The organism is Lautropia mirabilis (genome assembly GCF_900637555.1).
GTDB classification, from domain to species: Bacteria; Pseudomonadota; Gammaproteobacteria; order Burkholderiales; family Burkholderiaceae_E; genus Lautropia; species Lautropia mirabilis.
In genome coordinates, this window is record NZ_LR134378.1 from 2,821,107 (window position 1) to 2,835,195 (window position 14,089).

At 66.9% G+C, this 14,089-nt stretch carries 13 protein-coding genes; 4 read left to right on the forward strand and 9 right to left on the reverse strand.

Features of this window, described 5'->3' with window-relative positions; translation table 11 throughout:
- Positions 1–59 precede the first annotated feature (59 nt).
- Together murJ and EL249_RS11580 are read left to right on the forward strand one after the other, a co-directional pair.
- Positions 60–1,616 carry a murein biosynthesis integral membrane protein MurJ gene (murJ, locus tag EL249_RS11575; RefSeq protein WP_005672153.1) on the forward strand — a complete coding sequence of 519 codons (1,557 nt, stop codon included), beginning with the start codon at positions 60–62 and terminating at the stop codon, positions 1,614–1,616.
- A 197-nt stretch (positions 1,617–1,813) separates the two neighbouring features.
- Complete coding sequence (locus EL249_RS11580) at positions 1,814–2,620, forward strand: TFIIB-type zinc ribbon-containing protein (protein ID WP_040529603.1); 807 nt, start codon at positions 1,814–1,816, stop codon at positions 2,618–2,620.
- Positions 2,621–2,749: 129 nt separating this feature from the next.
- Here the strand turns inward: EL249_RS11580 and ubiA are convergent, their stop codons facing one another.
- The 9 genes from ubiA to aroA all read right to left on the reverse strand — a co-directional run bounded on the left by ubiA (position 2,750) and on the right by aroA (position 12,988).
- Positions 2,750–3,640 (reverse strand): 4-hydroxybenzoate octaprenyltransferase, encoded by an 891-nt coding sequence (gene ubiA / locus EL249_RS11585; protein ID WP_005672149.1) that lies wholly within the window; start codon positions 3,638–3,640, stop codon positions 2,750–2,752.
- Complete coding sequence (locus tag EL249_RS11590; protein ID WP_005672147.1) at positions 3,640–4,890, reverse strand: acetate/propionate family kinase; 1,251 nt, start codon at positions 4,888–4,890, stop codon at positions 3,640–3,642. Before EL249_RS11590 ends, ubiA begins: the two co-directional genes overlap by 1 nt.
- Before the next feature lie 376 nt (positions 4,891–5,266).
- Positions 5,267–6,541 carry a DUF655 domain-containing protein gene (locus tag EL249_RS13870; RefSeq protein ID WP_083799433.1) on the reverse strand — a complete coding sequence of 425 codons (1,275 nt, stop codon included), beginning with the start codon at positions 6,539–6,541 and terminating at the stop codon, positions 5,267–5,269.
- Between the two features lie 79 nt (positions 6,542–6,620).
- The gene (locus EL249_RS11600) at positions 6,621–7,805 is read right to left on the reverse strand and encodes a lipopolysaccharide assembly protein LapB (protein WP_005672145.1); all 1,185 of its coding nucleotides are present in this window, start codon (positions 7,803–7,805) and stop codon (positions 6,621–6,623) included.
- Positions 7,806–7,808: 3 nt separating this feature from the next.
- Positions 7,809–8,129 carry a LapA family protein gene (locus tag EL249_RS11605; protein ID WP_005672143.1) on the reverse strand — a complete coding sequence of 107 codons (321 nt, stop codon included), beginning with the start codon at positions 8,127–8,129 and terminating at the stop codon, positions 7,809–7,811.
- Positions 8,130–8,147: 18 nt separating this feature from the next.
- Positions 8,148–8,447: an integration host factor subunit beta gene (locus EL249_RS11610; RefSeq protein ID WP_040530476.1), complete on the reverse strand. Its 300-nt coding sequence runs from the start codon at positions 8,445–8,447 to the stop codon at positions 8,148–8,150.
- Between the two features lie 391 nt (positions 8,448–8,838).
- Complete coding sequence (gene rpsA, locus EL249_RS11615) at positions 8,839–10,551, reverse strand: 30S ribosomal protein S1 (RefSeq protein WP_040529598.1); 1,713 nt, start codon at positions 10,549–10,551, stop codon at positions 8,839–8,841.
- 173 nt (positions 10,552–10,724) lie between these two features.
- Complete coding sequence (gene cmk / locus EL249_RS11620; protein ID WP_005672138.1) at positions 10,725–11,438, reverse strand: (d)CMP kinase; 714 nt, start codon at positions 11,436–11,438, stop codon at positions 10,725–10,727.
- Positions 11,439–11,662: 224 nt separating this feature from the next.
- On the reverse strand, positions 11,663–12,988 hold the full coding sequence (gene aroA / locus EL249_RS11625; RefSeq protein WP_005672136.1) for a 3-phosphoshikimate 1-carboxyvinyltransferase: 1,326 nt from the start codon (positions 12,986–12,988) through the stop codon (positions 11,663–11,665).
- A 139-nt stretch (positions 12,989–13,127) separates the two neighbouring features.
- Here aroA and EL249_RS11630 point away from each other — a divergent pair, with 139 nt between their 5' ends.
- Together EL249_RS11630 and EL249_RS11635 are read left to right on the forward strand one after the other, a co-directional pair.
- Positions 13,128–13,547, forward strand: a complete 420-nt coding sequence (locus EL249_RS11630) for a hypothetical protein (protein ID WP_005672134.1) — start codon at positions 13,128–13,130, stop codon at positions 13,545–13,547.
- Between the two features lie 152 nt (positions 13,548–13,699).
- Positions 13,700–14,074, forward strand: a complete 375-nt coding sequence (locus EL249_RS11635; protein WP_005672133.1) for an FKBP-type peptidyl-prolyl cis-trans isomerase — start codon at positions 13,700–13,702, stop codon at positions 14,072–14,074.
- The last annotated feature ends 15 nt before the right edge of the window (positions 14,075–14,089 follow it).

Sequence of the window (14,089 nt, forward strand, 5' to 3'; positions counted from 1 at the left end):
CCGGGCCTCCATGAGCGCCCCAGGCATCCCTTCCCATTACCTTCACCCCGCTTTCCATCGTGAACCTCCTCCGCGCTGCCGCCACCATCAGTGGCCTGACCCTCGTTTCCCGCATTCTTGGTCTGGTCCGGGAGACGCTGGTGGCCTCGGTCTACGGCGCGGGGGCGCTGACGGACGCCTTCTTCGTGGCCTTCCGCCTGCCCAACATGCTGCGGCGGCTGTTTGCCGAAGGGGCTTTCACGCAGGCCTTCGTGCCGGTGCTGGCGCAGAGCCAGCAGCATTCGCCCGAGGAAACACGCCGGGTGCTGGATGCGGTGGCGACGATGCTGTTCTGGGTGCTGACGGCCGTGGTGGCCGTGGGCGTGCTGGCTGCACCGTGGCTGGTGTGGATGGTGGCCAGCGGCCTGCGGCAGGATCCGCAGACCTTCTCCATCGCCGTGCTGATGACGCGCTGGATGTTCCCGTACATCCTGCTGATCTCGCTGGTGGCGCTGGCCGCTGCGGTGCTGAACCTGTGGAAGCGCTTTGCGGTGCCGGCGTTCGCCCCCGTGCTGCTGAACATCTCCATCATTCTGGCGGCGCTCTTTCTCAGCCCGTACTTCGATCCGCCGGTGCTGGCCCTGGCGGCCGGCGTGATGATCGGCGGCGTGCTGCAGCTGCTGTGGCAGGTGCCGTCGCTGGTTCGCATCGGCATGCTGCCGCGCATCCGGCTGTCGTTCTGGCACGCGCTGAAAGATCCGGCCGTGCAACGGGTGATGAAGAACATGGCCCCCACACTGCTGGCCGTGTCGGTGGCGCAGTTCAGCCTCATCATCAACACGCAGATTGCCTCGTGGCTGGCGCCGGGCAGCGTGTCGTGGGTCAGCTACGGCGACCGGCTGATGGAGTTCCCCACCTCGCTGCTGGGCATCGCCATGGGCACGCTGCTGCTGCCCAGCCTCTCGCAGGCCAATGCGTCGGGCAACACGCAGCGCTACAGCGACCTGCTGGACTGGGGGCTGCGGCTGGCACTACTGCTGGCCACGCCGGCCATGGTGGGTCTGGCGCTGATGGCCAAGCCGCTGACGGCGCTGCTCTTTCACTATGGCGCCTTCAGCGAGCATGACCTGCTGATGACCTCGCACACCGTGCGTGCCTACGGGGCCGGGCTGTTTGCGCTGACGGCCGTGCGCATCCTGGCGCCGGGCTTCTTTGCCAAGCAGGACGTGCGCACGCCGGTGAAGATCGCCGTGACGGTGCTGATCTGCACGCAGCTGATGAACCTGGCACTGGTGCCGTGGCTGGCCCATGCCGGGCTGGCGCTGTCCATCTCGCTGGGCGCCTGGCTGAACGCCGGCTGGCTGCTGCGCGGCCTGAAGAAGCGCGGCAGCTACACGCCCCGTCCGGGCTGGCGGCCCTTCATGCTGAAAGTGGCGCTGGCGCTGGCCGTGATGTCGGCCCTGCTGGGCTGGGGTGCCGAGTCCTTCGACTGGGCTGCGCTGCAGGCCACGCCCTGGCTGCGCATTGCCATGGTGCTGGGCATGGTGGCCGGCGGCGCCCTGCTCTACTTCGGGCTGCTGATGGCCATGGGACTGAACATCCGGCAGGTGATGCGGCCGCCGGCGGAGAACGGTTGAGGGGCGGTGCACGGTGCTGATGACGGCGAACTATCAGTTCTGAGCCGGGTGCAGCCCAACGGTGCCGGCCGTCCATGCATCGGACGGCTGCACCGCGGATAGGGGGCCGGGTACACCATGCGGGACCGGAACTCCCGAAAGACGGGTGCGCCTGACGACCGGCCGGCTCTTTCCGGCGCCGCGCATCCCCATCCGCCATGCAAGCAGCCCAGCCCGAGACCCCGTCAGCCCTTTCCTGCCCCTCCTGCCGCGCCCCGATGCGGACGCTGCGGCTGGGCGGCCAGCATGACACCGAGATCGTGCTGGACCTGTGCTTTGCCTGTCATGGCATCTGGTTCGACCGGCGCGAGAACCTGCTGCTGTCACCCGACGGCGTGCTGACGCTCTTTCGCACCCTGCACGCCCACCGTGATGATCCGCAGCTTCCGTTGAAGGAACGCATGGCCTGCCCGCGCTGCCGGCAGGCGCTGGTGCGCGGCACCGACCGCACCATCAGCGGCGCCTATACGGTTCATCGCTGCCCCCGCCAGCACGGGCATTTCAGCACCTTCCCGGCCTTCATGGTGGAAAAAGGCTTCGTGCGCCCGCTGGCGCCGGCCGAGGTTCAGGCACTGGCCCGCACGCTGCGGGTCATCCATTGCAGCAGCTGCGGCGCCCCGGTGGATCTGCGTCAGCACCACGCGTGCCCCTACTGCCGCTCGGCCTTCTCGCTGCTGGATCCGGACGCGGTGACGCAGGCCATGCAGCGCTACCAGGAACGCAGCGAGCAGCAGGCCCAGGCCGCCCAGGTTGGCACGCAGGGCGAGAAAGCCCTGCCTGCCGAGGCCCGCGCCAGTCTGACGCTGGCCCGGCACCAGGCCGGCTATCTGCAGGAAAAGCACCGCCAGCGAGAACAGATGGAGCGCTGGCGTGAGAGCAGCTTGCCCGGAAGCCCGCCCTTCATGGACGAGCTGTGGAGCTGGGGACTATCGCTGCTGTGGCGCACCCTCCGGCGGCTGTGGTGAGGAGGTTGGTCTGCCAGCCGATGCTGCTTGGTCCGCCCGTCGACGCCAACGCCGATGGCCTTATCCTCCCGCCATTGGCTCCGACGGGGGACAGACAGAGCGGCAAACTGGCGGACGGCCGGCGTGTGGCTACTTGAAGAAGACCCCCAGCAGCACGCCCAGGAAGACAGCGGCGCCAAACCAGTTGTTGTGGTTGAAAGCGGCAAAGCACCCTTCGCGGGTGCGGTGACGGATGAGGAAGTAGTGGTAGATGGCCACGCCGGCCGCCAGCACGATGCCGACCCAGTACCAGGATGACAGCCCCTCGCGGGCAAAGGCCCAGACCAGCAGCAGCAGGCTGATGGCGTAGCAGCTCATGACCGCCAGCACGTCGTGGCGGCCAAAGGTGATGGCCGAGGTGCGGATGCCGATCTTCAGGTCGTCGTCGCGGTCGACCATCGCGTATTCGGTGTCATAGGCCACTGTCCAGAAGATGTTGGCCAGCAGCATGATCCAGGCCGACAGCGGGACGGTATCGGTCAGTGCGGCAAAGCCCATCGGGATGCCGAATCCGAAGGCAATGCCCAGATAGGCCTGCGGGATGGCGAAGAAGCGCTTGAAGAACGGGTAGCTGCCGGCCAGCACGGCTGCCACTACGGCCAACCCCCAGACCAGCGGCCCGAAGGGAAAGACCAGGGGCAGAGCCAGCAGGCTGAGCACCACGAAGACGGCCACGGCCTCCCACGGCGCAATGGCCTTGCGGGCCAGCGGCCGGTCGACGGTGCGAGCCACCTCGCCGTCGAAGTCGCGGTCGGCGAAGTCGTTGATGGCGCAGCCGGCCGAACGCATCAGCACGGTGCCCAGACAGAAAGCGAACAGGGGATAAGCTGGCGGCCAGCCATGGCTGGCCACGAACAGCGCCCACAGCGTGGGCCAGACCAGCAGCAGGATACCGATGGGCTTGTGCAGGCGCACCAGCCGGACGTACAGGCCCAGCCGGTGCAACCAGGGATGCCCGCCCGATGCGGGGGTGTCGATCACTACTGTTCCTTGCCCAGCAGGAGTTGCACGGCGTGACGCGCGGCGATCCATTCCTCGTTGGTGGGCTGGATCACGACCTTGACGGCACTGTCAGGCGTGGAGATGACCGGAGCATTGGCCTTGTTGGCTTCCTGATCCACCTTGATGCCGAAGTAGGTCATCCCTTCCAGGATGCGACGGCGGATCTCGGCACTGTTCTCACCTACACCTGCGGTGAATACCAGCATGTCGATACCATTCATCATGGCAATGAGCGAACCGATCTGGCGGATGACCCGACGCACGTAGAGGCGCATGGCGTCACGGATGCGCTCGCCGACCTCGCCTTCCTCGTTCTCGCGGGCCAGCAGCACCCGGGGCTCGGGCGACAGGCCGGAGACGCCCAGCAGGCCCGACTTGTGATACAGCATGCGGGTCATGTCCTTCAGGCTGAGCTTTTCCGATTCCATCAGGAAGAGGATGGCGCCGGGATCGAGGGTGCCGGGACGGGTGCCCATCATCAGGCCGTCGAGCACCGAGAAGCCCATGGTGGTGGACTGGCTCTTCAGGTCCTCCATGGCGCAGAGGCTCGCGCCGCTGCCCAGGTGGGCCACGATGACCTTGCCCTTGGAGATGTCGCCATAGAGCTCGGGCAGTGACAGCGCCATGTACTCGTACGACAGGCCATGGAAACCATAGCGGCGCAGGCCCTTGTCCCAGACCTCATGCGGCAGCCCCAGCTGCTTCTCCACCTTGGGCATGGTGTAGTGGAAGGAGGTGTCGAAACAGGCCACCTGCGGCAGGTCGGGCACGCCATCCATCAGTGCAGCAATGGCTTCCAGCGCGTAGGGCTGATGCAGCGGGGCCAGCGGGATGTAGCTCTTCAGGTCTGCCAGCACCTCGGCATCCATGCGCACCGGATGCGAATACTTGGGGCCGCCATGCACGACGCGGTGTGCCACACCGATGAGCCGGCGCTGGCCCACGCGCTTGCGGACCCGCGCACGGATGTAGTCGATCGCGGCGACATAGGGGCGGCGGCCGTCATCTTCGGTACGCAGCGGGCCACAGGGGGTATCGGAGTCCTCGTAGGTGACATTGGGGCCGCCAATGTCCACCGCCTTGCCGCTCCACATCGGGCGCTTGGGCAGCGGATGTTCAGCGGCATCGTACAGGGCGAACTTGATGCTGGACGAGCCACAGTTCAGGACCAGGACCAGCCCTTCGTCGAGGCCGGATTCGGAAATGTTCGATTCGGTTCTTGTGCTCATGGGGGGTAATGGAAAGGTCCTGTGTCGATGAACGACAGCGGGGGTTCAAAGGGAAAGCGTGATCAGAGTATAGCGGCGCTGTCGGAAAAAATGCCCGGGACGGCATTAGGGAAAACGCCGGATTCCAGGGATCCTCTGGATAAGTCGCGCGAACCGGCGCGCCACGGAACGGGATGCAGGACAAGGCGATATTTGCTGTCAATAGCAGTGCTATTGACAGCAAATGACAACGCAGTCATGCGCCCGTTACGGGGATGCGACGGCCGCAGGGACTTGTTCAGAGGATCCCTAGGGAAAACGCCGGCCCCCTCGGGAACCACGGGTCATGACGACATTATGGCCCGCCAAAGGGGGCCATTAATAATGAGACACCGAATCACCCCCGTGGCAGCAGCCTGGAACGCTCATCGAATATCGAGTGGCAATCGAAGAGCGGACGGTCCTCGAATAGCGACGGAGCCTTGCTGCGCCGGACCTGGGCACCCTTCCCGCTGCGGCTGCGCTGATGGATCCGGCGCTGCGTGCGGCAGGAGGGATCATCCGCACGAGGGCCTCGGGCGCGGGAAGCCGTGTGCGCCCCCGTGGCCGAGGCACTGCGGGATAGGGCCTGAGTGGCATCCCCTGGGCGTTGCGCTACTGAGGATCGCTCTGCTGCTTCGCGCCCGGCCGCATACCTCTCTGCCGAGGATCGCCCCGCTGCGGAACGCCCTGCCCCGGACCGCCCCCTGGTCGCGCGCCCCGGGCGCGCCGTAGTGGCTCTGGAGGGCAGACGCGGGTTGCCCCGGATGACCTCGATGGGGTGATCTGTAGCCCCCGCATGGCGCGGCGGAGGGATCGATATGCGGCCGGGACGAGCAGTTGTGGTGCCCATCGGAACAGGGGCACCCGGAGCCTGGGTGCCCTGGCCCCTGGCACCAAGGGCATTGGCACCCATGACATGGGTACTTTGGGCATTGGCGCCACTGACCTCGGTTCCTTGAGTATCAGCCACCCGTACACCGACGCTCCGGGCATGACCCCGACGCTCGTGCACGGCCCGATCCTGCACGCCTCCAGGCTGCCGGGGCGACACGAGAAGACCCGCTTCCTGCCACTGCCGAAGGCGACGCGCGCCCACGCCGCGTACCCGGCGAGCCAGGTCGTCAAGACTGGCAAAGGGCTGACGTTCGCGCTCGGCGATGATGCGCGTCGCCATGGCTGGCCCGATGCCGCGCAGGGCCTGCAGCTGCTCGGCCGTGGCACGGTTGGCGTCGATGGCCGTGTCGACAGCGGGGGATGTGTCGGGGAGACCCTCCAAGTCGGAAGTGTTGCCTTGAGCGAGAACCTCCACGTGGCCAGGAATGCCCGTTTGGACGGCATCCGGAACGTTAGCGGCCACCACCACGGGGGCTGGCGCTCCATCCGTGGACAGGTCCGCCGCCCATGCAGAAGCACCGCCTGCCAGCAGCCACGGAAACAGCAGAAACGGCAACAGAAACGTCCGGAGGACGGCAACGAGCCAGGCAAGACGGCTCGTGGGTAGCGACAGGGGAGCCCCTGCCCGGAAGATGGTCTGCATGGCGAACTCCCCGTCTGCCGTGCCGTCCGAGCGGATAAGGCACGCCAAAGGGAGAGAGCCTAGCGCGCGGGCGGGGGCCGGCGCATCAGCCATGCGGCCGAGTCATGCTCGGCCAACAGGAGGTGCGAAAAGGTGCGAAAAGGTGCGAAGGGGTGTGGAACAGCAGGAAGGGTCAGGAGACGCTTTCCTCGCCTGGCCGCGGACCGTAGCTGTCCCAGCGGCCGCAGCCCGGGCACTGCCAGTAGTACTGCTGGCCGCGGAAACCGCAGACACGGCAGCCATAGTGGCTCATGCGCTGGGTGAGCTTGCGCAGCGTGGCCGCCAGCGCGTCCTCGTCCAGGTCTTCCACCGTGGCGGGGCCGTTCTTGTCGCCGCGACGTGAGAGCGACAGCAGCACCTGCAGGCCACTGAGGGTGGGATGCTTGTTGACCAGCTGGCGCACCCACTGGGCGGCAGCGGCCTTGCCATCCAGGCGGCTGATGGCCTCGGACATGGCGCGCAGCATTTCCGGTGCCTGGGCAACATCCAGCTGCTGCAGCCGCGCAATGGCCAGGCGAACGCCTTCGTCGCCGCCCACGGCATCGGCGGCCTTGAGCCAATGGTCGACCACGCGCTCGACCTGCTCGGGGTGCTTGTCGGCCAGCCTGGTCCACGCTTCGATGGCTGCGGCCGGCTGACCTTCAGCCAGCGCGATCTCACCTTCGACGACGAGCGGACGCGGATGATCGGGCAGCGCCTGCTGGGCCTGCTCGACGAACTGGTGCGCCTTGTCGAACTGGCGGGCACGCAGTGCCGCCATGGCCAGCTCGCAGGAAGCCTGGGCGATGATGAGTTTCGGATCGAAGCCGGGCTCGGCCGGCGTGGCGCGCGCCAGGTCGACGACGCGCTCCCAGTCGTGGCTGCGCTGGGCGATTTCCAGCCGCTGCCGCGAGGCGGCTTCAGCGTATTCGGTACCCTGCAGCCGGTTGAAGCTGTCTTCGGCGCGGTCAACAAGACCGGCCTTCAGGAAGTCGAGGCCCAGCTCATAGAGGGCGTGGGCACGGGTGCGGTCGTCCAGGTCGGGACGATCCACCAGGTTCTGGTGCACGCGGATGGCACGGTCGGTCTCGCCACGGCGGCGGAACAGCGAACCCAGGGCGAAGTGCAGTTCGCTGGCCTCGGGCTCGATGCGCACCACGTCGACGAAGGCGTCGATGGCCTTGTCGGACTGTTCGTTCAGCAGCAGGTTGACGCCCCGGAAGTAGGCGTTGCCCATGGTTGCGGGGCGCTCATCCAGGCGCCCTTCACGGCGCGAGGCCACCCAGCCCAGACCGAACGCCAGCGGAATGGCCAGCAGCCACCAGTATTCGAACTCCATGGATCAGGGGGCCGGCAGGCGGCTGGAAGAACCGATGAGCGTGGCGTCGTCAGAGACGTGGCCGAGTTTTTCCTGCAGGCGCTCCACGTCACGGCGCAGGCGCTTGACCTGGCGACGCTGGCGCATGACGCGCGGCAGCAGCGTGAGCAGGCCCACGATCATGCCCAGCGCGAAGAAGCCCAGCAGGAAGATCACCAGCGGGGCATCGAAGCCGACTTCCTGCTTGCCGAACACGCCAAGGTGCACGACCTCGGTGTTGCCCAGCGCAAACCCCAGCAGGGCGATGAAGATGACGATTTTGATCAGCCAGGCGATGAGGTGCATGGGCAAAGGACCGAAGTGTCAGGAAGCGGTCGCATGCAGCGCCCGGTCGACGCTTTCCCGCAACTGCTTGCCGGGTTTGAAATGGGGAACCAGTTTCTCGGGCACCGGCACGGGTTCTCCGGACTTGGGGTTGCGCCCCATCCGGGAATGGCGGTGCGACAGAGCGAAGGTGCCGAAGCCGCGGATCTCGATGCGATGCCGGTCGGCCAGGGAACGTGCCATGGCATCCAGGATGGTGCGCACGGCGTACTCGGCATCCTTGGCCACCAGCTGCGGAAAGCGCTCCGCCAGCTTGGCGATCAGCTCCGACTTGGTCATCGTGCCGGGAGCTGACTGGTCATCCGCGTCGAGGGTATCGGTCACTGCCATCTTTTGCCGTCGGGAAAGTCCGAAAGGAACCTGCCGGAAGAAACCGGAACGGAAGGAGGTGTGAAAGCTTCGCCCGGGAACGGGGATGCCACCTGCCTATGATAGTGGACAACGGCCCACCTGTCCGGATGACGGGGTAAACCCCTGCCCCAACGCCACACGGGCGCACAGGGCGAGCGCTCAGGAGCCTGGGCGCAGATCGGCCGGTTCTGCTGGAAGGCGGAGGGTCACCCGCCAGCAGAACCGGCCGAGGGGGGAAACCGCGAGGACGCTGGCCATGCGGGCCGATCCTTGGCGGCTTCCCTGCCGCCCGACGGATGCGGGCGGCAGTGCGGGACGATCAGGAGCGGTCCTGGTTGTCCAGCTTGGCGCGCAGCAGGGCACCCAGGTTGGTGGTGCCGCTGACCGCCGAGCTTTCGGCCATGCGCTGCATGGCGTCGGCCGTATCGGCGTTCTCGCGCGCCTTGATCGACAGGGCGATCGAACGGTTCTTGCGGTCGATGTTGATGATCATCGACTCGACCGTGGCGCCTTCGCTCAGGTGGGTGCGGGCGTCTTCCACGCGATCGCGCGAGATTTCGGAGGCACGCAGGTAACCTTCGACTTCCGGCTCAATCTGGATGGTGGCGCCGCGGGCATCCACGCTGGTGACGGTACCGGTGACGACCGAGCCCTTGTCATGCGTGGAGGCGAAGTTGGTGAACGGGTCGCCTTCCAGCTGCTTGATGCCCAGCGAGATGCGCTCGCGCTCGACATCGATGCCCAGCACCACGGCCTCGACCTCGTCGCCCTTCTTGAAGTCGCGGACGGCTTCTTCGCCGGACTTGTTCCAGGACAGGTCGGACAGGTGCACCAGACCGTCGATGCCGCCCGGCAGGCCGATGAACACGCCGAAGTCGGTGATGGACTTGATGGAGCCCTTCACGCGGTCGTTGCGGCGGTGGTTCTCGGAAAACTCCTGCCACGGGTTGGCGTGCGTCTGCTTCATGCCCAGCGAGATGCGGCGACGATCCTCGTCGATCTCCAGAACCATGACCTCGACCTCGTCGCCCAGGCTGACCACCTTGCTGGGGTTGACGTTCTTGTTGGTCCAGTCCATTTCGGAGACGTGCACCAGACCCTCGATGCCCGGCTCGATCTCGACGAACGCGCCGTAGTCGGTGATGTTGGTGACCTTGCCGAACATGCGGGTGTTCTGCGGGTAGCGACGGCTGATGCCGACCCACGGATCTTCACCCAGCTGCTTGATGCCCAGCGAGACGCGGTTCTTCTCCTGGTCGAACTTGAGCACCTTGGCGGTGATTTCCTGACCGACCTGCAGCACTTCCGTCGGGTGACGGACACGGCGCCATGCCATGTCGGTGATGTGCAGCAGACCATCGATGCCGCCCAGGTCAACGAACGCACCGTAGTCGGTGATGTTCTTGACCACGCCCTGGACCACGGCGCCTTCGGTCAGCGTCTCGAGCAGCTTGGCGCGTTCCTCGCCCTGCGACAGCTCGATGACGGCACGACGCGACAGCACGACGTTGTTGCGACGACGGTCGAGCTTGATGACCTTGAACTCGAGGGTCTTGCCCTCGTAGGGGGTGGTGTCCTTGACCGGACGGGTGTCGATGAGCGAACCCGGCAGGAAAGCACGGATACCGTTGGTCATGACGGTCAGGCCGCCCTTGACCTTGCCGGTGACCGTACCGGTGACCAGATCGCCGGACTCCAGGGCGAGTTCCAGCTGCACCCAGGCAGCCAGACGCTTGGCGCGATCACGCGACAGGCGGGTTTCGCCAAAGCCGTCCTCGAGCGAGTCGATGGCAACCGATACAAAATCACCTTCCTGAACTTCCAGCTCGCCGCGGTCGTTGTAGAACTCCTCGACCGGCACGTAGCTCTCGGATTTCAGGCCGGCGTTGACGACCACGTAGTTGTGGTCGACCCGGATGACTTCGGCGGTGATCACCTCACCCTGCCGCATCTCCTGGCGCTTGAGGGATTCCTCGAAGAGGGCGGCAAAGCTGTCTTCCGATGCCGGATTCTGGGTAACTTCAGTGCTCATTGATATCCAAAAGATTCTCGCCAGCCGCGCTGCATCCATGTGGACAGCGGCAAACCAGCGGTGTTGGGGAAAATCCCGGGACGACGGAGCGCAACGCCAGCCCGGGGACAGCGGCCGCCGTCATGGACACGACGGCCGACAAGACGAAGACGCAGAAATGAAGACCCGCCGGGCTAGGCCTTCTGGCGCTCCTGCCAGGCAGCCAGCACGCGGTCGACGGTCTCGTCGACGGTGAGGTTGCCCGAATCGAGCCAGAAGGCGTCTTCGGCGGGCTTGAGCGGCGCCACGGTGCGGCCTGCGTCGCGGTGGTCACGCTCCTTCAGATCATGCAAAATCTTTTCAAGTGTAGCAGAGAATCCCTTCTCCAACAGCTGTTTGTGGCGGCGCTCGGCGCGTGCCTGCACGCTGGCCGTGAGAAAGACCTTGAGCGGGGCATCCGGAAAGACCACGGTGCCCATGTCGCGCCCGTCGGCCACCAGGCCCGGTTCCTTGCGGGCACGGTGCTGCAGCACGTTGAGGGCCTCGCGCACGGCCGGATGCACGGCCAGCCGCGATGCCTGCAGGCCGATGCCGTCGGCGCGGATGGCGGCCGACACGTCCTCGCCCGACAGCATGATGCGGCCATCGGACAGGAACTCGGGCTCCAGCGTCTGGGCCGCCCGCACCGCGGCGTCCTCGTTGGCGCCATCCTCGCCCTCCTGCACCAGCTTCATCGCCACCAGCCGGTACAGCACGCCGCTGTCCAGATAATGAAAGCCCAACCGCTGGGCCACCCGTGCAGCCACCGTGCCCTTACCCGAGGCGGTGGGGCCGTCAATGGTGATGACGGGAATGCCATGGTGCGCGGCGTCCTTGTGGCCATGGGAATGGGCATGCGACGAAGACATGATGACGATCTCCTTGTGGATCCTCTTGGTGGGAAGATCTCATTGTCTCACCGTCCGCCTCCGGATACACCTGCCGGGCGCATCCACGCGCCGTGCCGTGACGTGCCCAGCCGCCACGAGCCAGGCCGGTTCGGGCCAAGCAGGCGCCCGGGACACGCTGGAGCCTGCGATGCGATCCAGGGGCCCGGCGCCCACCCCGGCCTCCCCGGTGCCGGGCCGTCCGCTCAGTCCCCTTCCGCCACGCTCACGTCCAGCCCCACCGAGCGGGCCAGCGCCACGAAGCCCGGGAAAGAGGTGCCGACGTTGGCCGTGTCGCGGACGTGGATGGGCCCGCGGCTGCGCAGCGCCGCCACCGTGAAGGACATGGCGATGCGATGGTCGCCATGGGCCTCGACCGTGCCACCGGCAAAGGGATGCGCCTCGCCGCCCCTGCCCTCGATGCGCATGCCGTCGGGCAGCACCGTGACGGGCAGGCCCACGGCGGCCAGACCGTCGGCCATCACCTGGATGCGGTCGGACTCCTTCACGCGCAGCTCTTCGGCCCCGCGCAGCTCGGTCACGCCCTCGGCGCAGGCCGCGGCGATGAAGAGCGCCGGGAACTCGTCGATGGCCAGCGGCACCCAGGCCGGATCGATGGTGATGCCCTTGAGACGCCCGCCGCGCACGTGCAGGTCGGCCACCGGCTCGCCCCCCACCAGCTGCGGGTTGGATTCGGTGATGTCGGCGCCCATGGCCCGCAGCACGTGCAGCACGCCGGTGCGCGTGGGGTTCATGCCCACATGACGCAGGACGAGATCCGATCCGGGGCAGATGGCCGCCGCCACCAGGAAGAAGGCCGCCGACGAAATGTCGGCCGGCACGTCCACCCGCGCCGCGCGCAGCACCTGCCCGCCCTGCACCGACGCCGTGGCGCCCTCACGCCCCACCTTGACGCCGAAGGCCGTCAGCATCCGTTCGGTATGGTCACGCGTGGGCGCCGGTTCCGTGACGCGCGTCTCGCCGTCGGCATACAGCCCGGCCAGCAGCAGCGCCGACTTCACCTGGGCGCTGGCCACCGCCAGCTTCAGATCCACGGCCGTGAGCCCGTCCACCGGCTGCACCTGCAGCGGCGGCTTGCCGTCCTGGCTGTCGATGCGTGCGCCCATCCGCGAGAGCGGATCGATCACCCGCCGCATGGGGCGGCGCGACAGGCTGGCATCGCCCACCATCCGGGTGGCGAAGCGCTGACCGGCCAGAATGCCGCACAAGAGCCGCATCGAGGTGCCCGAGTTGCCACAGTCCAGGTCGCCGGCCGGCGCCTGCAGGCCATGCAGCCCCACGCCATGCACCTTCACCTGCCCCTGCTCCGGTCCGTCGATGCGCACGCCCATCGCCCGGAAGATCTGGGCCGTGGCCAGGGCATCGGCCCCTTCCAGGAAGCCATGGACTTCCGTCACGCCTTCGGCCAGCGCGCCCAGCATGATGGCGCGGTGCGAGATGGACTTGTCACCCGGCACCCGGATGTCGCCCCGCACCTGCCCACCCGGTGCCACGTCATACGCCTGAAACATGAATAAATTCCTCCCGAAGCACTTGGACTTTTTCTAGACTGACGGTCGATTCGGCATGAAGAGCGGCTCCCGCAACAGCCGGTCCCGGAACAAGCGCCCGATGGCGCCCGACGACTGGCATCAACCTGGTCAAACGGCTATGTTCAACTGGTTTCGTCAATCGAGCAAATCGGCTCCCCGCATCGTCCCTCGCGCCGTCGCCTTCCAGGCCGTGGTGCCCGAGGCCAAGCCGCTGACCCCTGCCCCCCTGAACGTACCGGCCGACGTGCTGGCCCAGCTCAGCCTGCAGGCCCAGCGCATTCTGCTGCGCATGCCCGCCGAGACCCGTCCGCTGCACTGCGCCAAGGAACACCCCTGGATGCTGGACCGGCTGCTGGCCAGCTGGGACAGCCCCGCCACCTTCCGCCGCCAGCTCTCAGAGCTGCTGATCGACACCCGCGGCAACCGTCAGGGCTTCAGCTTCGACGCACTGACCGAACTGAGCGCACTGGGTGATTATTACGACACCTACGTGAGCCCGCGGACTGAACACGGCTGGGCCACGGTCGATCCGCGCTGAGTCTCCGCGCCTGCCAGAGTCGAGCAGCACGCACACCACGCCGGGCGCCGCCCACGGAACACCTCCGGGGCGGCGCCCGGCGTGCTATCTTCTGGGCCTTCGGGAAGGCCGTGCTGGCCCTCCCTTTATCAGTCAGAACAGGGGCCAGAACAATGAGTTTCGACATCAAGGCAAACGGCCTGGGCATCCAGGACATCGAAGTCGGCACGGGCGACGAGGCCGTCCCCGGCAAGCGCGTGAAGGTGCACTACACCGGCTGGCTGTGGGAAGCAGATTCCGCCTCCGCCGAAGGCGGTCGCGCCGGCCGCAAGTTCGACTCCAGCCGTGACCGCAACCAGCCGTTCGTCTTTGCGCTGGGCGCAGGCGAAGTGATCCGTGGCTGGGACGAGGGCGTGGCTGGCATGAAGGTCGGCGGCAAGCGCCGGCTGCTGATCCCGGCGGCCATGGGCTACGGTGCCCGCGGCGCGGGCGGCGTGATTCCGCCCAACGCCACGCTGCTGTTCGATGTCGAACTGCTGGGTGTCTGAGAAAGATCGGCGCAC

Excerpts from the sequence above, each read along its gene's own strand:
- EL249_RS13870 (WP_083799433.1), bottom strand. The coding sequence starts at position 6,541 with ATGGCTGATGCGCCGGCCCCCGCCCGCGCGCTAGGCTCTCTCCCTTTG.
- aroA (WP_005672136.1), bottom strand. The coding sequence starts at position 12,988 with ATGTTTCAGGCGTATGACGTGGCACCGGGTGGGCAGGTGCGGGGCGAC.
- EL249_RS11600 (WP_005672145.1), bottom strand. The coding sequence starts at position 7,805 with ATGGAGTTCGAATACTGGTGGCTGCTGGCCATTCCGCTGGCGTTCGGT.
- EL249_RS11605 (WP_005672143.1), bottom strand. The coding sequence starts at position 8,129 with ATGCACCTCATCGCCTGGCTGATCAAAATCGTCATCTTCATCGCCCTG.
- EL249_RS11580 (WP_040529603.1), top strand. The coding sequence starts at position 1,814 with ATGCAAGCAGCCCAGCCCGAGACCCCGTCAGCCCTTTCCTGCCCCTCC.
- rpsA (WP_040529598.1), bottom strand. The coding sequence starts at position 10,551 with ATGAGCACTGAAGTTACCCAGAATCCGGCATCGGAAGACAGCTTTGCC.
- EL249_RS11590 (WP_005672147.1), bottom strand. The coding sequence starts at position 4,890 with ATGAGCACAAGAACCGAATCGAACATTTCCGAATCCGGCCTCGACGAA.
- EL249_RS11610 (WP_040530476.1), bottom strand. The coding sequence starts at position 8,447 with ATGACCAAGTCGGAGCTGATCGCCAAGCTGGCGGAGCGCTTTCCGCAG.
- cmk (WP_005672138.1), bottom strand. The coding sequence starts at position 11,438 with ATGTCTTCGTCGCATGCCCATTCCCATGGCCACAAGGACGCCGCGCAC.
- EL249_RS11630 (WP_005672134.1), top strand. The coding sequence starts at position 13,128 with ATGTTCAACTGGTTTCGTCAATCGAGCAAATCGGCTCCCCGCATCGTC.
- EL249_RS11635 (WP_005672133.1), top strand. The coding sequence starts at position 13,700 with ATGAGTTTCGACATCAAGGCAAACGGCCTGGGCATCCAGGACATCGAA.